Raw genomic sequence first — 22,665 nt, 5'->3', positions numbered from 1 at the left:
GCAAGGTGTCGACACGTGTCGAAAATGACACCTGCGCAACCTGATTTCGTCAAAAGTGACTTTCACCCGAGGATGACCCGGTGAACCGTTTTGTAATTGCTGACTCCACTGTCTGTATCGGCTGCCGCACCTGCGAGGCCGCCTGCTCTGAGACGCATCGCCAGCACGGCCTGCAGGCTATGCCGCGGCTGCAGGTGATGCGTAATGAAAAAGAATCGGCACCGCAGATGTGTCACCACTGCGAAGACGCCCCCTGCGCCGCTGTCTGCCCGGTAAACGCTATCCAGCGCGTCGATGGCGCCGTCCAGCTCAACGAGAGCCTGTGCGTAAGCTGCAAACTGTGCGGCATCGCCTGCCCGTTTGGCGCGATCGAATTTTCCGGCAGCCGTCCGCTGGATATTCCGGCCAATGCCAATACCCGGCTGGCGCCCCCCGCGCCGCCGGCGCCGGCCCGCGTCAGCTCGCTGCTCGACTGGGTGCCGGGCGTGCGCGCCATTGCCGTGAAATGCGACCTCTGCCACTTCGATGACCAGGGCCCGGCCTGCGTGCGGACCTGTCCGACCAAAGCGCTGATGCTGGTGGATAGCCGTGATATCGCCCAGGCCAGCAAGCGTAAACGCCAGCTGACCTTTAATACCGACCTTGGCGACTTGTCGTTGTTCCAGGCGCAACAGGGGGAGAGGGTATGAGTGTAATTGGATTAGTCAATCAGGCGGTGACATGGTACGCCGCCAGCGCCGTGCTGGCCTTTGTGTTTGCCATGCGTAAACCGCTCAGCGGCGCCATTGCCGGGATCGGCGGCGCGGTGGCCAGCGCCATGCTGGTGGTTGCCGGCGGCGCCGCGCTGCTGATGCCGGATCGGATCCACGGCGGCATGCTGCAGTTTCTCCATCTGACAATGCGGGTGGGCGGCGTCAATGCCCTGTGGCTGCTGGCCATCGGCCTGTCGGCGCTGCCGGTGTCGCTGTTTAACATTAGCTGGCATCGCCACCCGCAGGTGAAGGCCAACGGCCTGCTGGTCAACCTGCTGCTGGCCGCCGCCACCTGCGCGGTGGTGGTGACCAACATCGGTTCGCTGGTGGTGATGGCGGAGATCATGGCGCTCTGCGCGGCGTTTCTCACCGGCTGCGCCGCCTCCGGTAAGCTGTGGTTTGCGCTGGGTCGTCTCGGCACGCTGTTGATGGCATGGACCTGCTGGCTGGTGTGGTCGACCTACGGCACCCTTGAGCTGGCGCAGATCAATCTCCAGGCGGTGGATATGATGCAGAACCCGCTGCTGTGGCTGCCGGGGCTGGCGGGATTCGCCCTGCTGGCGGGGGCGATCCCGCTGCACGGCTGGGCGCCGCAGGCTCACGCCGGGGCCAGCGCGCCGGCCGCCGCGCTGTTTTCCTCTGTGGTCATGAAGGTCGGTCTGTACGGCATGTTAACCGTTTCGCTGGCCGGCGGCGTGCCGCCGCTGTGGTGGGGCGTGATGCTGCTGGTGCTGGGGATGATCACCGCCTTCATCGGCGGGCTGTATGCGTTGATGGAGCATAACATTCAGCGCCTGCTGGCCTATCACACCCTGGAGAATATCGGCATCATCCTGCTCGGGCTGGGCGCCTTCGTCACCGGCGTGGCCACCCGCAACAGCACGCTGATGGTGCTGGGCTTCATCGGCGGCATGTATCACCTGATCAACCATAGCCTGTTCAAAACTACGCTGTTCCTCGGCGCCGGGGCGGTGTGGTTCCGCACCGGCCATCGCGATATCGAAAAGCTCGGCGGCATCGGTAAAAAAATGCCGCTGATCTCCCTCGCCATGCTGGTGGGGCTGATGGCGATGGCGGCCTTGCCGCCGCTGAACGGCTTCGCCGGCGAGTGGGTCATCTACCAGTCCTTCTTCAAAATGAGCACCAGTGACCTGTTTATTGGCCGTCTGCTGGGGCCGCTGCTGGCGGTTGGCCTGGCGATCACCGGCGCGCTGGCGGTGATGTGTATGGCCAAAGTCTATGGTGTCACCTTCCTCGGCGCGCCGCGGAGCAAAGAGGCGGAAAACGCCACCTGCGCCCCCTGGCTGATGACCCTGAGCGTGGTCATGGCGGCGGTCTTCTGCCTCGTTGGCGGCATTGCCGCGCCGTGGCTGCTGCCGCTGGTGAGCGGCGCCTTCCCGCTGCAGGCCCAGGTGTCGAGCGTGGTGTCGCAGCCGATGATCGCGCTGCTGCTTATCGCCTGCCCGCTGCTGCCGTTCCTGCTGATGATCTTCTTTAAAGGCGATCGCCTGGCGGCGCGCTCGCGCGGCGCGGCCTGGGTCTGCGGCTACGATCACGAACAGTCGATGGTGGTCACCGCCCACGGTTTCGCCATGCCGGTGAAAGAGGCTTTTGCGCCGCTGCTGAAGCTGCGTCACTGGCTGAATCCGGTGCGTCTGGTGCCGGGCTGGCAATCGGCCTCGGCGCCGGCGCTGCTGCGCGGAATGGCGCTGGTTGAGCTGGCGGTGCTGGTGGTGATTGTCATTTCCCGAGGAGCCTGAGAATGAGTCTGTTAATTGCATTGCTACAGGCGCTGGCGCTGTTTGCCGTCGCGCCGCTGTTATCCGGGATCGTCCGCGTCGCCCGCGCGCGGCTGCATAACCGCCGCGGACCGGGTGTGCTGCAGGAGTATCGGGATATCCTGAAATTGCTGGGCCGCCAGAGCGTCGGTCCCGACGCCTCGGGCTGGGTGTTCCGCCTGACGCCGTACGTCATGGTGGGCGTGATGCTGACCATCGCCACCGCCTTGCCGGTGGTGACGGTGGACTCTCCGCTGCCGGTGCTTGGGGATCTCATCACCCTGATCTACCTGTTCGCCATCGCCCGTTTCTTCTTCGCGATTTCCGGTCTGGACACCGGCAGCCCGTTTACCGCGCTGGGCAGCAGCCGTGAAGCGATGCTCGGCGTGCTGGTGGAACCGATCCTGCTGCTGGGCCTGTGGGTCGCCGCGCAGGTGGCGGGCTCCACCCATATCAGCAGTATCACCGACACCCTTTATCACTGGCCGGCAGCGCGCAGCATTCCACTGATTCTGGCGCTGTGCGCCTGCGCCTTCGCCACCTTTATCGAGATGGGCAAACTGCCGTTCGATCTGGCGGAAGCGGAGCAGGAGCTGCAGGAGGGGCCGCTTTCCGAGTACAGCGGCAGCGGCTTTGGCATCCTGAAGTGGGGCATCAGCCTCAAACAGCTGGTGGTGCTGCAGATGTTTGTCGGGGTCTTTTTCCCGTGGGGCCAGATGACCAGCTTCAGCGTCGGCGGCCTGCTGCTGGCGCTGGTGGTGGCCGTCGTCAAGCTGGTGGTTGGCGTGCTGATCATCGCGCTGTTTGAAAACAGCATGGCGCGTCTGCGCTTCTGTGCCACCTCCCGCGTCACCTGGGCCGGGTTTGGTTTCGCCTTTTTAGCTTTCGTCTCCTTGCTGGTGGCGTGATTAAGAGAGTTTGAGCATGTCTGAAGAAAAAATCGGTCAACACTATCTTGCGGCGCTGCACCAGGCCTTTCCGGGCGTGGTGCTGGACGAAGCCTGGCAGACCAAAGATCAGTTAACCATCACCGTGAAGGTCAATTACCTGCCGGAAGTCGTGGAGTTTCTCTACTACCAGCAGGGCGGCTGGCTGTCGGTGCTGTTCGGCAACGATGAACGTAAGCTGAACGGCCACTACGCGGTCTATTACGTGCTGTCGATGGAGCAGGGCACCAAATGCTGGATCACCGTGCGTGTGGAAGTGGATGCCAACAAACCGGAATACCCATCGGTGACGCCGCGCGTGCCGGCGGCGGTGTGGGGCGAGCGCGAAGTGCGCGATATGTACGGCCTCGTGCCGGTTGGCCTGCCGGACGAACGCCGTCTGGTGCTGCCGGACGACTGGCCGGACGAACTCTATCCGCTGCGTAAAGACAGCATGGACTATCGCCAGCGTCCGGCGCCGACCACCGACGCCGAAACCTACGAGTTCATCAACGAGCTGGGCAGCAAGAAAAACAACGTGGTGCCGATCGGCCCGCTGCACGTCACTTCCGATGAGCCCGGCCACTTCCGCCTGTTCGTTGACGGCGAGAATATTATCGATGCCGATTACCGTCTGTTCTATGTCCATCGCGGGATGGAAAAGCTGGCGGAAACCCGCATGGGTTATAACGAAGTCACCTTCCTGTCGGACCGGGTGTGCGGCATCTGCGGCTTCGCCCACAGCACCGCTTATACCACCTCGGTGGAGAATGCGATGGGCATCGTGGTGCCGGAGCGGGCGCAGATGATCCGCGCCATTCTGCTGGAGGTGGAGCGCCTGCATTCGCACCTCCTGAACCTCGGTCTGGCCTGCCACTTCACCGGCTTCGACTCCGGCTTTATGCAGTTCTTCCGCGTGCGCGAAACCTCGATGAAGATGGCCGAGATCCTCACCGGCGCGCGGAAAACCTACGGTCTGAACCTGATCGGCGGGATCCGCCGCGACCTGCTGAAAGAGGACATGATCCAGACCCGCCAGCTGGCGCAGCAGATGCGTCGCGACGTGCAGGAGCTGGTGGATATGCTGCTCAGCACCCCGAACATGGAGCAGCGTACTGTCGGCATTGGCCGTCTGGACCCGGAAATCGCCCGCGACTTCAGCAACGTCGGCCCGATGGTGCGCGCCAGCGGCCACGCCCGCGACACCCGCGCCGACCACCCGTTCGTCGGCTACGGCCTGCTGCCGATGGAAGTCCACAGCGAACAGGGCTGCGACGTGATCTCCCGCCTCAAGGTGCGGATCAACGAGGTTTATACCGCGCTGAACATGATTGATTACGGTCTCGATAACCTGCCGGGCGGTCCGCTGATGGTGGAGGGCTTCACCTATATTCCGCACCGCTTCGCGCTGGGCTTCTCAGAAGCGCCGCGCGGGGATGATATCCACTGGAGCATGACCGGCGACAACCAGAAGCTGTACCGCTGGCGCTGCCGGGCGGCGACCTACGCCAACTGGCCGACTCTGCGCTATATGCTGCGCGGCAATACCGTTTCCGATGCGCCGCTGATCATCGGCAGCCTTGACCCGTGCTACTCCTGTACCGACCGCATGACCGTGGTCGATGTCCGCAAGAAGAAGAGCAAAGTGGTGCCGTACAAAGAGCTGGAGCGCTATAGCATCGAGCGTAAAAACTCGCCGCTGAAATAAGGAATCGCCATGTTTACCTTTATTAAAAAAGTGATTAAGACCGGCACCGCGACGCACGCCTATCCGCTGGAGCCGATGCCGGTAGATAAAAACTTCCGCGGCAAGCCGGAGCATAACCCGCAGCAGTGTATCGGCTGCGCGGCCTGCGTGAACGCCTGCCCGTCGAACGCCCTGACGGTAGAGACCGATCTGGCCACTAACCAGCTGGCGTGGCAGTTCAACCTCGGGCGCTGCATCTTCTGCGGCCGCTGTGAAGAGGTCTGCCCGACGGCGGCGATTAAGCTGTCGCCGGAGTATGAGCTGGCGGTGTGGAAGAAAGAGGATTTCCTCCAGCAGTCGCGCTTCGCTATCTGCCACTGCCGGGAGTGCCAGCGGCCGTTCGCGGTGCAGAAGGAGATCGACTACGCCATCGCGCTGCTCAAGCATAACGGCGACACCCGCGCCGAGCTGCACCGCGAAAGCTTCGAAACCTGCCCGGAATGCAAGCGCCAGAAATGCCTGGTGCCGTCCGATCGTATTGAACTGACCCGCCACATGAGGGAGGCCAGCTGATGAGCACTTTACTTGGCCCACGCGATGAAAACGGCATTCCGGTGCCGATGACGGTGGATGAATCCATCGCCAGCATGAAGGCCTCGCTGCTGAAGAAAATCAAACGCTCCGCCTACGTTTATCGCGTCGACTGCGGCGGCTGTAACGGCTGTGAAATCGAAATTTTCGCTACCCTTTCACCGCTGTTCGACGCGGAACGCTTCGGGATTAAGGTGGTGCCTTCGCCGCGCCATGCCGATATCCTGCTGTTTACCGGGGCGGTGACCCGCGCGATGCGCTCCCCGGCGCTGCGCGCCTGGCAGTCGGCGCCGGATCCAAAGATTTGTATCTCCTACGGCGCCTGCGGCAACAGCGGCGGCATCTTCCACGACCTGTACTGCGTCTGGGGCGGAACCGATAAAATCGTGCCGGTGGATGTCTATATTCCCGGCTGCCCGCCGACGCCCGCCGCCACCCTGTACGGCTTCGCCATGGCCCTCGGCCTGCTGGAGCAGAAAATTCACGCCCGCCTGCCGGGCGAGCTTGACGAACAGCCGACCGAGCTGCTGCACGCCGATATGGTGCAACCCCTGCGGGTGCGCATCGATCGTGAAGCGCGCCGTCTGGCGGGCTATCGCTATGGTCGGCAGATTGCCGACGACTATATGCGTCTGCTCGGCCAGGGCGACAGCCAGGTGCTGCGCTGGCTGGAGGCGGAGAAAGATCCGCGTCTGACCGAGATCGTCACCCATCTCAACCAGGTGGTCGAGGGGGCGCGTATCCGATGAGCGAGACGGTGGTGTTCAGTCAGCTGAGCCGTAAATTTATTGATGAGAACGATGCCACGCCGGATCAGGCGCAGCAGGTGGTCTATTACAGCCTGGCGATTGGCCACCACCTCGGCGTTATCGACTGTCTCGAGGCGGCGCTGAGCTGCCCGTGGGACGCGTATCTGGCATGGATCGCCACCCTTGAGGCCGGCAGCGTCGCGCGGCGCAAAATGGAGGGGGTGCCGAAGTATGGCGAAATCGTCATCGACAGCAGCCATGTGGCAATGCTGGCCAACGCCTTTGATAAAGCGCAGTCCGCGCAGACCCCGCAGCAGCAGGCGTGGAGCAAAACAATGCTCAGCATGCTGCATGATATTCACCAGGAAAGCGCCATCTACCTGATGGTAAGGAGATTACGTGACTGACGTTTTACTCTGTGTCGGCAACAGTATGATGGGCGACGACGGCGCCGGCCCGCTGCTGGCGGAGATGTGTGCGGCGAACCCGGCCGGCCAGTGGGTGGTCATCGACGGCGGCAGCGCGCCGGAAAACGACATCGTGGCGATCCGCGAATTACGCCCCGAACGCCTGCTGATCGTCGATGCCACCGATATGGGCCTAAACCCCGGCGACATTCGCGTCATCGACCCCGACGACATCGCCGAGATGTTTATGATGACCACCCATAACATGCCGCTCAACTATCTGGTCGATCAGCTGAAAGAAGACGTCGGCGAAGTGATCTTCCTCGGCATTCAGCCGGATATTGTCGGTTTTTATTATCCGATGACCCAGCCGGTGAAAGCCGCCGTTGCCCGGGTGTACCAGCAGTTGGCAGGCTGGCAGGGCCACGGCGGCTTTGCCCGGCTGGACGCCGCAGACGATTAACCCAGCGGTGCTCAGGGCTCCCCGACGGCGCGCGACTGACCGGCCGGGAACCCCGTTACCGGCGGCGCCAGCTCAAGATTCTCTATCACTAATTTACCGGGCGACACCGAGACTCTGACCTGCGTGCCGACCGGGAATCCCGCCTGCTCCAGCCAGTCGCCGTTCAGGCTCAGCGCCGCATGGCGGGTGTAGCGCCGCGTCTCCCGCGTTTTGCGGTTCTCATGGCGTTTTCTGACATATCCCACGGTTAACTGGCGAATGGCCCTGGCGATCCCTCCGGCTGCGGTGGTGTGCTGTGCGTTCATGATGTGCTCCTTGCTGAAGATACCCCTGAAAATATACTGGATAAAATACCAGTTGTTGTGAACGGGAGGCAAACCAGAAACTGGAATCAGGCTCGAGAAAAAAACATGTAATAGATGCAACAGAAAGCAGCGCCCGTCCCCCGGTTAGCGCGGAGAGACGGGCGAGCGCGGGAGACGCGCTTAGTCGAGGTCGGCGCCGTTGCTGGCTATCACCTTCTGGTACCAGAAGAACGACTTTTTACGCTTGCGCGCCAGCGTGCCGTTGCCGGCGTCGTCGCGATCGACATAGACAAAGCCGTAGCGCTTGCTCATCTCGCCGGTTGACGCCGAGACCAGATCGATGCAGCCCCAGCTGGTATAGCCCAGCACCGGAATACCATCGCCGATGGCGTCGCGCATCGCCTTGATGTGCTCGCGCAGGTAGCTGATGCGATAGTCGTCATTGATCTCCCCCCTGGCGTCAATCTCGTCCCGGGCGCCGAGCCCGTTTTCCACCAGGAACAGCGGTTTCTGATAGCGGTCGTACATCATGTTCATGGTGATGCGCAGGCCCAGCGGGTCGATGCCCCAGCCCCATTCGCTGGCCGGAATGTGCGGGTTCTTCAGCGACTTGACGATGTTGGCGGCATTGGTGTTGCTGGCGTTCATCTCCGCCGAGGCGCAGCGCGAGGCGTAGTAGCTAAAGGAGACGAAATCGACGGTGTTTTTGAGGATCTCATCATCGCCCGGCTGCTTCACAATGGTGACCCCCTTTTCCCGGAATACCCGCGCGGCCCATACCGGGTAGGCGCCGCGCGCCTGGACGTCAATAAAGAACAGGTTTTCGCGGTCCTTCTCCAGCGCCATCCATACATCTTCCGGCTTGCAGGAGTATGGGTAGAAATTACCGCCCGCCAGCATGCAGCCGACCTGATTCTGCGGGTTTATCTCGTGGGCGATTTTTGTCGCCAGCGCGCTGGCCACCAGCTCGTGATGCGCCGCCTGGTACTTCACCTGCTCCTGATTTTCTCCCTCTTCAAACACCAGCCCGGCGCCGGAGTAGGGGCTGTGCAGCATAATGTTGATTTCATTGAAGGTGAGCCAGTATTTCACCAGACCGTCAAAAGCTTCAAAGCAGGTGCGGGCGTAGTGGCTGAAGAAATCAACCATTTTGCGGTTGCGCCAGGAGCCGTACTCCATCACCAGGTGCATCGGCACGTCAAAATGGCACAACGTCACCAGCGGCTCGATACCGTGCTTTTTGCACTCCTCGAACAGCGAACGATAGAAGGCGATGCCCTGCGGATTCGGCTGCTGCTCGTCGCCGCGCGGGAACAGGCGGCTCCAGGCGATGGAGGTGCGAAAGACGCTGAACCCCATCTCCGCCATCAGGGCGATATCTTCCTTGTAGCGGTGGTAGAAATCGATCGCCTCGTGGCTGGGGTAGAATTCGTCTTCGCGAAGCGTGAAGCGCTTCTCCAGGCCTAATTTTACCGGCAGACGGTGGGCGCCGTGGGGGAGGGTATCCACGGTGGCCATCCCTTTCCCCCCTTCGCGCCATGCGCCTTCTGACTGGTTGGCGGCCAGTGCGCCGCCCCATAAAAATCCCTGTGGGAAACTCGCCATGCGTTACCTCGTTATTAATGGTGTGTTCAGGCGTGGGTTGCCTGGGCCTGGGCCTGGCGCGCTCGGGCGTCGGCGGCGGCCTGTTCAACGGGAATATCTTCAAAGCCGAGGATCAGCGTCAGGGCAAACGACAGCACTACCGACAGCGCCATCACGCCAAACACCCAGACGATGGTCATTGGATTGGCTGGATCGAAAAACTGCACGCTGGTAAACAGCCCTGGCGCCGCCATTGAATGGCTGGCCAGACCGGCGATTCCCGCCACCGCGCCGCAGATAAAGCCGCTGATTAAGCTGGCGATCAGCGGGCGTTTCAGGCGCACCGCCACGCCGTACAGCGCCGGTTCGGAAATCCCGGCCAGAATCGCCGATGCCGCGGCGGCCAGCGCCGTCTGGCGCAATTCCGGGTTTTTCGTTTTCCACGCCACCGCCAGCGACGAGCCGCCGAGCGACAGGTTGGCGCCGATCTCCGACGGCATTACCATGCCCTCTTTGCCGGTTTCGGCGATGGTCTGAATGATGGTCGGCGTAAAGACCCGGTGCATGCCGGTCATCACCAGCAGCGGCCACAGCCCGCCCATGATCGCCACCGACAGCCAGCCGAGATAGCTGTGGATCGTATAGACCAGCGCGGAAATGGCGCTGCCGATCCAGATGCCGAGCGGGCCAATCAGCAGGATCGCCAGCGGGGCGGCGATCAGCACGATCAGCATCGGCTTAAGGAAGTTTTTCGTTACCGCCGGGGTAATGCGATCCACCCAGCGTTCGATATACGACAGGCACCAGGTCATCACCAGCGCCGGGATCACCGTGTAGGTGTATTTCACCGCGGTCACCGGAATAAGGGCAAATTCGACGTGTTCGCCCTGGGCGGCTTTGGCCATTAATTCGATAAACCCGGGATGCACCAGCACCCCGGCGATAGCGATGGCCAGCGACATATTGGTTTTGAATTTCACCGCCGCGGAGGCGGCCACCATCAGCGGCAGGAAGAAAAACGCGCCGTCGCCGATAAGCGTCAGGAGAGTCAGCGTCGGCGAGCCTTTCGGCAACGCGCCGCTCATCTCAAGGATCATCGCCAGCAGCTTGACCATCGATCCGCCGATAATCGCCGGGATCAGCGGCGACATGGTGCCGATCAGCGCGTCGAGGATCCCGGCGCCGATGCGTTTCAGGGTGACCGGCGCTTTGCCCTGCGGCTCGACCGGGCGCAGGTCGCCAGGCAGCAGATTCACCACCTCGCGATAGGCCTGAGAGACCGTGTTGCCGATGATCACCTGGCACTGGTTATCGCTGCGCACGACGCCGAGCACCCCGGTCAGGCCTTTCAGGGTAGGGCTATCGACCTGTTCGTTGTCTTTGACCACGAAGCGCAGACGGGTCATGCAGTGGGTCACGGCGACGACGTTATCAACTCCTCCTAATGCCGCGACTATCTGTTGCGCCAGGGCTGCATAATTTTTCGACATCGGATTTTATCCTGTTTATCAATAGGGTACTGATCTGTTACCGCGCCGCATCGTCGGGCGATACCATGCTTTATAGGAAACCGGTTCCACAAAATCATGGTGAGTTTCATTTGATTGCACAAGAAATAAAAAAAGATGATCTCATTTTTGTGATTTTGATCGCGAAGCGTCGCGGCGAGCAGGATCGCGGTGGTGAGCAGGGGGTGCTGTAAAAGCCAGAAACGTGCAGTACACTGCCTGCAACTTTTGCAACAGGAAGAATCACATGGCAACGATGCTGGAGGTCGCAAAGCGCGCGGGGGTATCGAAGGCGACCGTGTCGCGGGTGCTGTCGGGCAACGGCTATGTCAGCCAGGAGACCAAAGACCGGGTGTTTAAGGCGGTGGCGGAGAGCGGCTACCGACCGAATCTGCTGGCGCGCAACCTGGCGACCAAAACCACGCAAACCCTTGGCCTGGTGGTGACCAACACCCTCTACCACGGCGTCTATTTCAGCGAGCTGCTGTACCACGTGGCGCGGATGACGGAGGATAAAGGGCGGCAGCTGATCCTCGCCGACGGCAAGCACAGCGCGCAAGAGGAGCGGGAAGCGATCCAGTATCTGCTGGATCTGCGCTGCGATGCGATCATCATCTACCCGCGCTTTCTCACCGTCGACGAGATGGACGAGATCGTTGAGAACCACTCGCAGCCGATCATGGTGCTGAACCGCCGGCTGCGCCGCCACGCCAGCCATTGTGTCTGGTCCGATCAAAAAGCGTCGGCGATGCGGGTGGTGGAGCGGCTGATTGCCCTGGGTCACCGCGATATCGCCTTTATTACCGGCTCCCTTGACTCGCCCACCGGCGTCGAGCGCCTTGCCGGCTATAAAGATGCGCTGGCTGGCCACGGCATTACCCTCAACGAGGCGCTCATCGCCGAAGGGCGCTGGACGCCGGAAACCGGCGCGGCGGCGGTGGAGAGCCTGCGTCAGCGCGGGGTGACCTACAGCGCGCTGGTGGCGAGCAATGACGATATGGCCATCGGGGCGATGAAGCAGCTTCACCAGCTGGGCGTTAAGGTGCCGGAGCAGGTCTCGGTGGTGGGGTTTGACGATATTGTGCTGGCGCCGTACATGGTGCCGTCGCTCGCCAGCGTCCGGGTGCCGGTGACGGAGATGATTAAAGAGAGCATTAATCGCCTGATATTTATGCTCGATGGCGGGGAATTCAATGTTCAGCAGAGTTTCCCCGGGGCGCTGATCGAGCGTGAGTCGCTGGTGTCAGGTCCCTGCGCCTGACGTCGTCAGCTGTCATCGTCACTACTGACGATGACAGCGCGCTAACCATTAAATTTTACTTATTATCAATAAGATAAAAACTGGAACGTATTATGCATACTCCGGCGCCTAACCCTCTTACTGCTGGAGAAATGGATGAACCGTTTCATTATCGCCGATGCGAGCAAATGCATCGGCTGTCGCACTTGCGAAGTAGCCTGCGTGGTCTCCCATCAGGAACATCAGGACTGCGCCTCCCTGACGCCGCACACCTTTCAGCCGCGTATTCACGTCATCAAAGGGGTCAATGTCTCCACGGCCACCGCCTGCCGTCAGTGTGAGGACGCCCCGTGCGCCAACGTCTGCCCGAACGGCGCCATCAGCCGCGATAAAGGCTTTGTTCATGTGATGCAGGAGCGCTGCATCGGCTGCAAAACCTGCGTCGTCGCCTGCCCGTACGGGGCGATGGAGGTAGTGGTGCGGCCGGTGATCCGCCATAGCGGCGCCGGACTGAACGTCGTGGCGGAAAAAGCCGAAGCCAACAAGTGCGATCTCTGCTTCCACCGCGACAGCGGCCCGGCCTGCATGGAGGTCTGCCCGACGCACGCCCTGGTCTGCGTAGACCGCAACAAGCTGGAGCAGATGAACCAGGAAAAACGTCGCCGCACGGCGCTGGCCTGGTAAGCTCAGGCATGAACGGGGTGCAAATCCGCATTCGCGGTAAAGTGCAGGGGGTGGGGTTCCGCCCCTTTGTCTGGCAGCTGGCTCAGGGGCAGGCGCGCTGCGGCGATGTCTGTAACGACGGCGACGGCGTGCTGGTGCGGTTGGCCGGGGACGATGATGGTTTTACTGCCGCCCTCGCTGCCCACTGCCCGCCGCTGGCGCGGATCGACAGCGTCGTCTGCGCCTCTTATCGCTGGGCGGCTCCGCCGCAGGATTTCACCATCCGCGAGAGCGGGGCGGGACGGATGCGCACCCAGATCGTGCCCGATGCCGCGACCTGCCCGGCGTGCCTCGCGGAGATGAATGATCCCCGGGCGCGCCGCTACCGCTACCCCTTTATCAACTGCACCCACTGCGGGCCGCGGTTAACCATTATTCGCGCGATGCCTTACGACCGGCCATTTACCGCGATGGCGCCGTTTCCGCTCTGTCCGCCCTGCGAGGCGGAATACCGCGATCCTGCCGATCGCCGGTTTCACGCCCAGCCGGTGGCCTGCCCCGACTGCGGGCCGCGACTGGAATGGCGGGCGCAAGGGGAAACGCTGGACGGTGAGGCGGCGCTGCAGTCGGCTATCGCCCGGCTGGCGGCGGGCGACATCGTGGCGATAAAAGGCGTCGGCGGCTTTCATCTGGCCTGCGACGCCGGCAACCCCGCTGCCGTTGCCACGCTGCGGGCGAGGAAACACCGTCCGGCGAAACCGCTGGCGGTGATGCTGCCCTCTGCGGCGGGGTTACCTGCCGACGCCGCGGCGCTGATGGGCTCCCCGGCGGCGCCCATCGTACTGATTAGCAAAGCGCAGGTCTCCGGCCTGTGCGACGAGATTGCGCCAGGGCTTGCGGAAGTTGGGGTGATGCTGCCGTCTAATCCGCTGCAGCATTTGCTTCTGCAGGCGCTGGCGCGCCCTATCGTGATGACCTCCGGCAACCTTAGCGGCCGCCCGCCGGCGTTAAGTAATACTCAGGCGCTCAACGACTTAGCCGACATCGCCGACGGCTTTTTGCTCCATAACCGCGACATCGTGCAGCGGATGGATGATTCGCTGGTGCGCTCGAGCGGAGAAATGCTGCGCCGCGCCCGGGGCTATGTCCCGGATGCGCTGCCGCTGCCGCCGGGTCTGGAGAAGGTTCCGCCGCTGCTGGCGCTGGGCGCGGACATGAAAAACACCTTCTGCCTGGCGCGCGGGGGCGAAGCGGTTCTCAGCCAGCACTTTGGCGATCTTGGCGAGGAGGGCGTCGAGCAGCAGTGGCGCAGCGCGCTACAGCTGATGCAGAACATCTACGCCTTTATGCCGCAGCGGGTGGTGGTTGACGCCCATCCCGGCTATCGCTCGACGCAGTGGGCGGCGACTCTGCCGCTGCCGGTAGAGACAGTGCTGCATCACCATGCTCACGCCGCGGCGTGCCTGGCGGAGCACCGCTGGCCGCTCGACGGCGGAGACGTCATCGCCCTGATCCTCGACGGAATCGGCATGGGGGAGAACGGCGCGCTATGGGGCGGGGAGTGCCTGCGGGTTAACTATCGCCAGTGCGAACATCTCGGCGGGCTGCCGGCCGTCGCGCTGCCGGGCGGCGACCTGGCGGCGCGTCAGCCGTGGCGTAATCTGCTGGCTCAGTGCCTGGCCTTTATCCCTGACTGGCAGGATTACCCGCAGACCGGTACGCTGCGCCAGCGCAACTGGCCGCTGCTGGCGCAGGCCATCGATCGCGGCATTAACGCGCCGCGCGCCTCGTCCTGCGGACGGCTGTTTGATGCCGTCGCCTGCGCGCTGGACTGCGCCCCGGAGAGCCTGAGCTATGAGGGCGAGGCGGCCTGTCGGCTGGAGGCGCTGGCCGCCAGCTGCTCCGGCGTCTGCCATCCGGTCACGCTGCCGTGGCGCGGCAATGCGCTGGACTTAGCCACCTTCTGGCGACAGTGGCTGCGCTGGCAGGCGACCCCGGCGCAAAAAGCCTGGGCATTCCATGACGCCCTGGCCAGCGGACTGGCGGCGATGGCCCGCGACTGCGCCACCGCCCGCAGCATCGACACGATGGTCTGCAGCGGCGGAGTGCTGCATAACCGCCTGCTGGCGGCGCGATTGACCTTTTATCTGGCGGATTTTACTCTGCTGTTTGCGCAGCAGTTGCCGGCCGGCGACGGCGCAATCGCCTATGGTCAGGCGGTGATCGCCGCCGCCCGCGGACAGGCTCAAGGAACACAACAATGATAATGACAGTTTTACGCCAGCAGCCGCGCGCTGCGGGACTGGTGCTGGGGTTGATCGCGGCGAACTTACTGGCCTGGTGCTGGGCGCTGCAGGCCTTTGGTGACAGCGGCGCGCTGATGGCCGCCAGCCTGCTGGCCTGGGGCTACGGCCTGCGCCACGCGGTGGATGCCGACCATATCGCGGCGATTGATAACGTCACCCGCAAGATGATGCAGCAGGGGCGGCGGCCTTTCGCCGTCGGGGCCTGGTTCTCGCTGGGCCACTCGTCGATTGTGGTGCTGGCCTCGGCGGCGATTGCCGCGACCGCCACGGCCTTCAGCGCGCAGATGAGCTGGCTGCACGACACCGGCAGCGTCATCGGCACCGCGGTGTCGGCGCTGTTTCTGCTGGCGATGGCCTTTATCAACCTGGTGATATTGCGCAGCGTCTGGCGCAGCTTTCGGGCGTGGAAGCGCGGTGAGCCGGTGAGCGACGAGATCGTCAGCGGCGGCGGGGTGATGAGCTGGCTGTTTGGCAAAACCTTTCGTCTGGTCAGCCGCAGCTGGCAGATGTACCTGGTCGGTTTCCTGTTCGGCCTCGGGTTTGATACCGCCACCGAAATCGGCGTGCTGGGCATCTCCGCCGCCGGCGCGTCGAGCGGGATTTCCGTCTGGTCGATTATGGTCTTCCCGGCGCTGTTCGCCAGCGGCATGGCGCTGGTGGACACCCTTGATAACGTGCTGATGGTCGGCGCCTACGGCTGGGCGTTCAGCAAGCCGCAGCGCAAGCTTTACTACAACATGACCATCACCGGCACTTCGGTGGTGGTGGCGCTGTTTATCGGCGGCCTGGAAGCGCTGGGTCTGCTGATGGATAAGTTTGCGCTCAGCGGCGGAATATGGCGCTGGGTCGGGGTGTTAAACGACAACCTCGGCGACGCCGGGTTTGTGGTGGTCGGGCTGTTTGTCGCCTGTTGGGCGCTGTCGGTGCTCAACTATCGCTGGCGCGGCTACGATAATCTGGCGCGTTAGGTTCAGCATTTTCCCGGCTTGCGCTGCGCTAAGCCGGGCGACAACAACTGTCCGGCGGCGCTACGTGGGCCTGCGTGGCGTATGCTGCCCGCACTGTTTTACGCAGGAGCCTGCTGCTCGTGGTGAGGCATTGTATCGGTGTCGCTCAGGCTGATTTTTAACTTCTTGAAAACATATTAATTTCTGTTAGCTCCTCCCTTCCCCCGCTTTTAACGACCTTATACATCTGTGATTCACCTCTTATTTACATCATTTAAACCAATCGTTAACTGGATAAAAACACGGCAGCCTCGTTATAGTAGTTTTGTAAAATAAAACACTGTTGTACAGGGTAAAACAAAACGAGGTGTTCATGGAGATCGTTACCGCGCCGCACCTTGCGGTCAGAAACGAGTGGCTTGCGTTACATCGTGAAGCGCCATTACAACCCGAGCTGCCCATCATTGATGCGCATCATCATCTTTGGGATCGGCAAACCGGCCGCTATCTCACCCATGAGTTCAGCGACGATATCCAGACCTCAGGGCATCGCGTTGTCTCATCGGTCTATGTGCAATGCCGCTCTATGTTGCGTCGCGACGGGCCGGAGACGCTTAAACCGCTTGGTGAAATCGAGTTTGCCAGCGGTATCGCCGCGATGTTCGCCAGCGGACATTATGCAAACGCGCTCGGATGCGAAGCCATCATCGGCGGGCTCAGTTTACTGGCGGGGGACGCGATGCAGCCTGCCATTGAGCGCGCGATAGCGTTATCCGGCGGGCGGCTGCGTGGGATGCGCAATCCGTTGGCCTGGCATCCCGATCCGCGGGTAACCTCCAGCCCGGTTACGCCACCGGCAGGCCTGGCGCAGACCGCTCCGTTCCGCCGGGGCGCTGCCTGTCTCGCGAGGCATGCATTGTCGCTCGATGTATGGGTTTACCACACGCAGCTGGAGGAGATTGCCGATCTGGCGCGGGAAATACCAACGTTACAGATTGTGATCGATCACTGCGGCGGGCCGGTCGGCGTTGGACCCTGTTCAGAACGGGATCCGGACATGTTTCAGCAGTGGCGAAACGGTATGCGACGTCTGGCGGAACTGCCGAACGTATGCGTAAAAATTAGCGGCTTTGGGATGACGGTCAGGGGGTTTCACTTCGCAGCGGCAGAGACGCCGCCGGATTCGCAAATGCTGGCACAGGCATGGATGCCGTGGTTTGAGACCATCGTTTCTCTTTTCGGTGCCGAACGCTGCATGTTCGCCAGCAACTTTCCCGTCGATAAAGGCATGTTCAGCTACGGCGTTTTCTGGAACGCCTGTAAACGCCTGGCGCAACAGGCGTCCCCTGACGAACAGGCGCAGTTGTTCTGGCGTACCGCCGCAACCTGTTATCGGTTAACCTCTGTGGAGAATATCAATGACCAGTAAAAGCGAGCTAAATCAATTTACTGCGACTAAAGCGACGCCTGACGCATTGCCACAACGCGTCGCTGAGAGGCGGACGCTGGCGCTGGGCGGCCTTGGCTGGACATTTGAAAGCTACGACTCCTTTCTCCTTTCATTGCTGTTACCAGTGCTGGGCGTGGTGTTCGGTATTAATAAAGCCGAGCTTGGGCTGTTTATCAGCGTCACGGCCGGGGGGCAGATTATTGGCGGGATCCTGTTTGGTTTTATCGCCGACAAAATTGGGCGTGTGAAAACGGCGCTGATCTGTATCGCCATCTATTCACTCTTTTCCGGCCTGTTAGCCTTTACGCACGATCAACAACATTTCGCGCTTTTACGTTTTTGCGGCGCGCTGGGTATGGGCGGAATGTGGACCTCGGGCGCGGCGCTGATTGCTGAAACCTGGCGACCTGAACGGCGCGCGCGCGGCGGCGCGTTGATGCAAATGGGCTTACCTGTTGGCGCGATTCTGGCTATCAGCCTGACGGCAATCGTCAGCTCGGTTAACGGCGGCCTGGAGCAGGGTGCATGGCGCTATCTCTTTATGATCGGCGCGCTGCCGGTATTCATTATGAGTGTGGTCGCCTGGTTCACACCGGAATCGCAGGTTTGGCTTGCTCGTCAACAGGCGAAGGCGACGAGTCGTCAACCTGCCGTAAAGCTGGGTAAACAGAATCTGCGAGGTCTGCTGTTGGCCTTTGTCTTTATCTTTTTTATTCAGTATCTGTTCTGGGGCGTATTTACCTGGACACCCACCTATCTGCGGGAAGTCAAACATCTGGATTTTTTGCACAGCCTGAAGTTTGTACTTGCGCTGCAGGCTGGGGCCATCGCGGGTTTTCTGGTGTTTTCGGTGCTGGCGGATAAGTGGGGACGCCGTCCGATGTTCCTGATTTATCTGTTAACCGGCGCCATTGCCGTCGCGCTGTACCTTGTGACCACGCAACCCTTCATTCTGATGGTGGCGATTTTCATGGCCGGTTTCGGGGTTAACGGTATTTTTGCGGGCTCGGGACCCTTCCTGGCGGAAATCATCGGGGACACCTCATCCCGGGGCTTCCTGATGGGGCTCGCCTATAACGGAGGCCGTCTGGGCGGATTTATTGCGCCGCTACTAATTGGCGCTGTCGCCAACGCTGGCGGTTTCACCGCGGGACTGGCGACGACCGTGGTTGCGTTCCTTGCGGCGATGCTGGTGGTGTGGCGAGCGCCGGAAACCAGAGGCATCAAGCTGAAGTAACTTATTTCTTCTCTACATCGTTTTCCTGATAAACATAATGAAACCCTGCGAGGAAACCATGACCGATCAATTACCGCACCGCGCGAGCGATAACGACGCGCTGGAAAAAGAAACCCTGCGACGGGTTATCTGGCGCATCCTGCCTTTCCTGGTGGTGAGCTACCTGGTATCGATTATTGACCGCGGCAACATAGGCATGGCGGCGCTGCAGATGAATCAGGATCTGGGCCTGAGTAAGGCGGCTTTCGGCTTCGCCAGCAGCTTGTATTTTGTGGCCTACTTTATCTTTGAAGTACCCAGCAACCTGGCGATGCAGAAGGTGGGGGCACGATTGTGGATCCCGCGCATTATGATCAGCTGGGGAGTGGTATCGATGTGTATGGCGCTGGTGCAAAATTCTACCTCCCTTTACATCGTACGCTTTTTGCTGGGGGCTGCCGAAGCGGGCTTTTTCCCGGGCGTGGTGCTCTATCTTACCTGGTGGATCCCGTCGCGCTACCGGGCGCGGATCATCGCCTCGTTTATGGTGGCCATTCCGCTGGCTAACTTTATCGGCTCCCCGCTTTCCGGGTTGATACTGATGATGGATGGGTGGTTAGGCCTGCGCGGCTGGCATCTGTTATTCATTATTGAAGGGCTGCCGGCGGTCCTGCTGGGGATAGCCGCGTTTTTCATCTTGCGGGACCGTCCACACCAGGCTGGCTGGTTAAACGATCGTCAGAAAGCATGGCTGGAAAACACGCTTCAGGCGGAGCGCCAACAGCAGAAACAGATCGGCCACACCTCCACCTGGCAACTGTTGAAGCACCGTCAAATCTGGCTCATGGCGCTGATTTACGCCGGCGCCTCTTCTGCCGGCACGACCCTTAGCGTCTGGTCTCCCCAGCTGCTGAAGTCGTTCCATCTGGATAACCTGACCACCGGGCTGCTTAATGCCATCCCCTATGGTCTGGCCTCGGTGCTGATGATTGTCTGGGGGCGCAGTTCGGATCGAAGTAATGAACGCCGCTGGCACACGGCGCTCACCCTCTTTATGATCGCGGGCGGCGTGTTTGCGGCGTTTATCAATCTGTCGCTGCCGGCCACCATTGCGATCCTCAGCACCATTCTGATTGGCGCTTATGCGATGAAGGGGCCTTTCTGGGCGCTGGCGTCGGGCTGGATGAGCAGCACCTCAGCCGCCGCCGGGCTGGCGGCCATCGGGGCGATCGCCAACCTGATTGGCGGCGCGGTGATGGTGAATGCCTACGGCATGATTAGCGAACGGACAGGAAGCCATACGCTGGCGATGCTCCCGCTGGCAGGCTTGTGTCTGGCAGGCGGCATTGCGGTGCTGGTCATGGGGCGCCGTTACTCGCAGACGGTCAGGCAGGAAAAACAGGTGACCCATTAATAAGCAAAGGCGGGATTTTTCCCGCCTTCTCAGCAAAGCTTACTCTTTCACACCGTAAAACGTTTCGCAGAATGTCTTACTGGCGCCTAGCTTGAGCGACAGGCGGTTGGCCGTCTCCTGCATGAGCTGGCTGATGCCGCTCGCTTTACGATCTTCCGTCAGACGCGATGCCGGCCCGGTCAGGGCCAGCGCCGCGATCAGTTTATCGTGGACGCCAAACACTGGCATGGCGAAGGCCGCGGTGTGCGGGTCGCGCGCGCCGGAGGTATAGAACGGCAGCGTCGGTTCGTCTTCCGGCAACGATTCACCCAATCCCCAGCGGCGTAAAACCTTACTGATAGCGGAACCATCCAGCGGGAACTGGCTGCCAGGCAGGTTGCTGTGGCGCAATCCCTGGGAGGCTTCGGCGCGGAACAGACACAGGCGTTGCCCCCCCTCAATCACATACCAGCTTGCGCTTTCGCTGGAGGCCTGTGACAGCGCCTGCAATTCCGGTTGTACCACTCTGGCAAGTTCAAATGATTGCTCATAGAGCTTGCCAAGATAGAGCAGACGGTGGCCGAGCGTATAGGTGCCATCGTCGTGCCGGATGATGTAGTTCATTCGCTCAAGCGAATTCATCAGGCGATAAACGGTTGTTTTGTGATATCCCGAAAGCTGGGCCAGCTCCGTTAACGTCAGACTGTCATTACCGGGACGGAAGCAATCAAGTAAAGCCAGCGCCTTTTCAACGGCAATTACGCCTTCATTCCCCATCATGTTCTCCTTTTTGCCGAACAAAATTGTACCTGAATTTTGTGAGTAACTTCGTGTTTACATCACAAACAACTTCGCAACACTGGCGAAAAGCGAAGCAATGCACGTATAGTTGTTTTATATAGTACACATGAGTTGTATCTAGTAAAACAAATGGAGAGTCACCATGCCTGCTTCGCAACAGAAACTCATCAATTTTGCTATTGCGCGTGTTACCGCGGAAGAAGTCCGTCAGGCCGCCGAATTTCAGGCCGCCATTCTGGCTGACGTGGCCGGACGCCGTGGCACATTACATGGCCGCATCAAGCCGCTGGCGCCGCATATGGCGGTCGCCGGGCCGGCGATTACCGTCGAGGTTCGCCCGGGGGATAACCTGGCTATTCACGCCGCGATGGCCGTCGCTAAACCTGGCGATGTATTAGTGATCGACGGGAAAGGCGATCTCTCCTGCGCGCTGCTGGGGGAGATCATGGCCACGCAGGCGCAGGCCAGCGGTATCGCCGGGATCGTTATCGATGGCGCCGTTCGCGATGCGGAGACCTTAAGCAAACAACGCTTCCCGGTGTTCGCTGCCGGCCTGAACCCGTGCGGCCCGACCAAGTTCATTCCTGGCCGGGTCAACCATGCCATTTCGGTCGGCGGCGCCGCGGTGCAGGCGGGGGACTTAGTGGTCGGGGATATTGACGGCGTGGTCGTTATCCCACGCGAGGAAGTCCGCACCATCATCGAACTGGCGAAAGGCAAACTGGAGATGGAAGCAAAACGTCTGGTTGCTATCCGCGATGGCGATCTACGTCCGCACTGGCTGGAGGGCGCCCTGCGTCAGGCGGGGATGCTGAGCGAAGGGGAGACGCTGCCATGAGTGCTAAAAACGTGGTACTGATTACCGGCAGCGATTTGGCTGACGCGGCGCTGGGGATGCTGGAAGATTACGAACTTGTCTTTGCCGGCCGCCAGCCTACAGAGGCCCAGCTGATCGCTCTGTGCCAGCAGCACAATCCCGTCGCGATCCTGGTGCGCTATGGCCACATCACTGCCGCCGTTATGGATGCCGCCCCGGCATTGAAGGTGATTGCCAAACATGGCAGCGGCATTGATGTCATTGACGCCGAGGCGGCTGCCGCGCGCGGCATTCTGGTTCGCGCAGCGATCGGGGCGAATGCCGCCGCGGTGTCCGAACATACCTGGGCATTAATTTTGGCCTGTGCTAAGTCGGTCATTCCGCTCGACCGCCGCCTGCGTGAAGGGCACTGGGATAAATCCACGCATAAATCGCTTGAGCTTGAGGGCAGAACGCTGGGACTCATCGGCCTGGGCGCCATTGGCAGCCGGGTGGCGAAGATTGCCTGTGCCTTTGGTATGAAGGTTCTGGCTTACGATCCCTATGCGAAAGCGGTCCCGCCGGGATGTGAACGTGTTGCTGAACTTAACGATCTGCTCAGGCAGGCCGATGTGCTGTCCCTTCATTGCCCCTTGACGCAACAAAACAGGGGAATGATCAATGCCGCCACGCTGGCGCTGTGTAAGCCGGGCGCCATCCTGGTCAATACCGCGCGCGGCGGGTTGATTGACGATGTGGCGCTGGCCGCGGCATTAAAAGCGGGGACCTTGCGCTGGGCGGCGCTCGACAGCTTTAACAGTGAACCATTAACCACGCCTCACATCTGGCAGGCGATCGATAATGTGATTCTGTCTCCGCATGTGGGCGGCGTAAGCGATGCCTCTTACGTGAAAATGGGGACCGCTGCCGCGGCCAATATTCTGCAGGCGCTGCAGGAGTCGGCTCAGACAGAAACAACGTATTAAGTGTTAATCGAACCTGCGCTTCCGGTTAATTATTTCGCCCTGATGAGCTTACGGGCGGCATCCGCAGGCCGGGTGAGCGTAGCGCCACCCGGCAAACTGGCGGCGCAACAGGGATGC

Annotated in this window: 22 protein-coding genes; 18 read left to right on the top strand and 4 right to left on the bottom strand. The window is 61.2% G+C overall.

Going from position 1 to position 22,665, the window contains the following annotated elements; translation table 11 throughout:
* Positions 1-80: 80 nt before the first annotated feature.
* Genes AC6CWS_RS11255 through hycI form a run of 8 tightly spaced genes read left to right on the top strand, consistent with a single transcriptional unit; the run spans position 81 to position 7,353 of the window.
* The gene (locus tag AC6CWS_RS11255) at positions 81-689 is read left to right on the top strand and encodes a 4Fe-4S dicluster domain-containing protein (RefSeq protein ID WP_065881950.1); all 609 of its coding nucleotides are present in this window, start codon (positions 81-83) and stop codon (positions 687-689) included.
* Positions 686-2,512 carry a formate hydrogenlyase subunit 3 gene (gene hycC, locus AC6CWS_RS11250; RefSeq protein ID WP_060591932.1) on the top strand — a complete coding sequence of 609 codons (1,827 nt, stop codon included), beginning with the start codon at positions 686-688 and terminating at the stop codon, positions 2,510-2,512. The genes AC6CWS_RS11255 and hycC overlap by 4 nt, the downstream gene beginning before the upstream one ends.
* A 2-nt stretch (positions 2,513-2,514) precedes the next feature.
* Positions 2,515-3,438, top strand: a complete 924-nt coding sequence (locus AC6CWS_RS11245) for a respiratory chain complex I subunit 1 family protein (protein ID WP_023290794.1) — start codon at positions 2,515-2,517, stop codon at positions 3,436-3,438.
* A 16-nt stretch (positions 3,439-3,454) separates the two neighbouring features.
* A complete protein-coding gene (gene hycE, locus AC6CWS_RS11240; RefSeq protein ID WP_004205649.1) occupies positions 3,455-5,164 on the top strand; it encodes a formate hydrogenlyase subunit HycE in 1,710 nt (569 codons plus the stop codon).
* Positions 5,165-5,173: 9 nt separating this feature from the next.
* Entirely contained in the window at positions 5,174-5,716 is a 543-nt protein-coding gene (locus AC6CWS_RS11235) for a formate hydrogenlyase complex iron-sulfur subunit (RefSeq protein ID WP_023290793.1), read from the top strand.
* Positions 5,716-6,483 (top strand): NADH-quinone oxidoreductase subunit B family protein, encoded by a 768-nt coding sequence (locus tag AC6CWS_RS11230; protein WP_002914891.1) that lies wholly within the window; start codon positions 5,716-5,718, stop codon positions 6,481-6,483. The genes AC6CWS_RS11235 and AC6CWS_RS11230 overlap by 1 nt, the downstream gene beginning before the upstream one ends.
* Complete coding sequence (locus AC6CWS_RS11225; RefSeq protein WP_023290792.1) at positions 6,480-6,890, top strand: formate hydrogenlyase maturation HycH family protein; 411 nt, start codon at positions 6,480-6,482, stop codon at positions 6,888-6,890. Before AC6CWS_RS11230 ends, AC6CWS_RS11225 begins: the two co-directional genes overlap by 4 nt.
* Positions 6,883-7,353 carry a hydrogenase maturation peptidase HycI gene (hycI, locus tag AC6CWS_RS11220; RefSeq protein ID WP_065881946.1) on the top strand — a complete coding sequence of 157 codons (471 nt, stop codon included), beginning with the start codon at positions 6,883-6,885 and terminating at the stop codon, positions 7,351-7,353. Before AC6CWS_RS11225 ends, hycI begins: the two co-directional genes overlap by 8 nt.
* A gap of 11 nt (positions 7,354-7,364) precedes the next feature.
* On the opposite strand, the gene AC6CWS_RS11215 is transcribed toward hycI, so the two are convergent.
* The 3 genes from AC6CWS_RS11215 to ascF form a co-directional block, all read right to left on the bottom strand.
* Positions 7,365-7,658 (bottom strand): SymE family type I addiction module toxin, encoded by a 294-nt coding sequence (locus AC6CWS_RS11215; protein ID WP_065881944.1) that lies wholly within the window; start codon positions 7,656-7,658, stop codon positions 7,365-7,367.
* A gap of 180 nt (positions 7,659-7,838) precedes the next feature.
* A complete protein-coding gene (locus AC6CWS_RS11210; protein ID WP_065881942.1) occupies positions 7,839-9,263 on the bottom strand; it encodes a 6-phospho-beta-glucosidase in 1,425 nt (474 codons plus the stop codon).
* A gap of 26 nt (positions 9,264-9,289) precedes the next feature.
* Complete coding sequence (ascF, locus tag AC6CWS_RS11205; RefSeq protein ID WP_044524499.1) at positions 9,290-10,732, bottom strand: PTS cellobiose/arbutin/salicin transporter subunit IIBC; 1,443 nt, start codon at positions 10,730-10,732, stop codon at positions 9,290-9,292.
* Between the two features lie 65 nt (positions 10,733-10,797).
* Between ascF and AC6CWS_RS11200 the strand changes: the two genes are divergently transcribed.
* The 8 genes from AC6CWS_RS11200 (at position 10,798) to AC6CWS_RS11165 (ending at position 19,986) form a co-directional block, all read left to right on the top strand.
* Complete coding sequence (locus AC6CWS_RS11200) at positions 10,798-10,944, top strand: hypothetical protein (protein ID WP_156835060.1); 147 nt, start codon at positions 10,798-10,800, stop codon at positions 10,942-10,944.
* A gap of 53 nt (positions 10,945-10,997) precedes the next feature.
* Positions 10,998-12,011: a LacI family DNA-binding transcriptional regulator gene (locus tag AC6CWS_RS11195; protein WP_023290787.1), complete on the top strand. Its 1,014-nt coding sequence runs from the start codon at positions 10,998-11,000 to the stop codon at positions 12,009-12,011.
* Positions 12,012-12,146: 135 nt separating this feature from the next.
* The gene (gene hydN / locus AC6CWS_RS11190) at positions 12,147-12,674 is read left to right on the top strand and encodes an electron transport protein HydN (RefSeq protein ID WP_004205658.1); all 528 of its coding nucleotides are present in this window, start codon (positions 12,147-12,149) and stop codon (positions 12,672-12,674) included.
* An 8-nt stretch (positions 12,675-12,682) separates the two neighbouring features.
* Positions 12,683-14,917: a carbamoyltransferase HypF gene (hypF, locus tag AC6CWS_RS11185; RefSeq protein ID WP_065881940.1), complete on the top strand. Its 2,235-nt coding sequence runs from the start codon at positions 12,683-12,685 to the stop codon at positions 14,915-14,917.
* The gene (locus AC6CWS_RS11180) at positions 14,914-15,927 is read left to right on the top strand and encodes a HoxN/HupN/NixA family nickel/cobalt transporter (RefSeq protein ID WP_048298103.1); all 1,014 of its coding nucleotides are present in this window, start codon (positions 14,914-14,916) and stop codon (positions 15,925-15,927) included. The genes hypF and AC6CWS_RS11180 overlap by 4 nt, the downstream gene beginning before the upstream one ends.
* A 352-nt stretch (positions 15,928-16,279) precedes the next feature.
* A complete protein-coding gene (locus AC6CWS_RS11175) occupies positions 16,280-17,335 on the top strand; it encodes an amidohydrolase family protein (RefSeq protein WP_065881936.1) in 1,056 nt (351 codons plus the stop codon).
* Positions 17,325-18,593 carry an MFS transporter gene (locus AC6CWS_RS11170; RefSeq protein ID WP_032453870.1) on the top strand — a complete coding sequence of 423 codons (1,269 nt, stop codon included), beginning with the start codon at positions 17,325-17,327 and terminating at the stop codon, positions 18,591-18,593. Before AC6CWS_RS11175 ends, AC6CWS_RS11170 begins: the two co-directional genes overlap by 11 nt.
* Before the next feature lie 58 nt (positions 18,594-18,651).
* Positions 18,652-19,986 (top strand): MFS transporter, encoded by a 1,335-nt coding sequence (locus AC6CWS_RS11165; protein ID WP_065881932.1) that lies wholly within the window; start codon positions 18,652-18,654, stop codon positions 19,984-19,986.
* Between the two features lie 39 nt (positions 19,987-20,025).
* On the opposite strand, the gene AC6CWS_RS11160 is transcribed toward AC6CWS_RS11165, so the two are convergent.
* Positions 20,026-20,742, bottom strand: a complete 717-nt coding sequence (locus AC6CWS_RS11160) for an IclR family transcriptional regulator (protein WP_023290781.1) — start codon at positions 20,740-20,742, stop codon at positions 20,026-20,028.
* Between the two features lie 166 nt (positions 20,743-20,908).
* On the opposite strand from AC6CWS_RS11160, the gene AC6CWS_RS11155 reads away from it, so the two are divergent.
* On the top strand, positions 20,909-21,604 hold the full coding sequence (locus tag AC6CWS_RS11155; protein ID WP_032453868.1) for an RraA family protein: 696 nt from the start codon (positions 20,909-20,911) through the stop codon (positions 21,602-21,604).
* Complete coding sequence (locus AC6CWS_RS11150; RefSeq protein ID WP_065881930.1) at positions 21,601-22,548, top strand: hydroxyacid dehydrogenase; 948 nt, start codon at positions 21,601-21,603, stop codon at positions 22,546-22,548. The genes AC6CWS_RS11155 and AC6CWS_RS11150 overlap by 4 nt, the downstream gene beginning before the upstream one ends.
* Positions 22,549-22,665: the final 117 nt, after the last annotated feature.

This window comes from Klebsiella sp. M041, from assembly GCF_059759695.1.
Note: the sequence above shows the minus strand (reverse complement) of the source record. Positions and strands in the feature narration are given on the sequence as shown.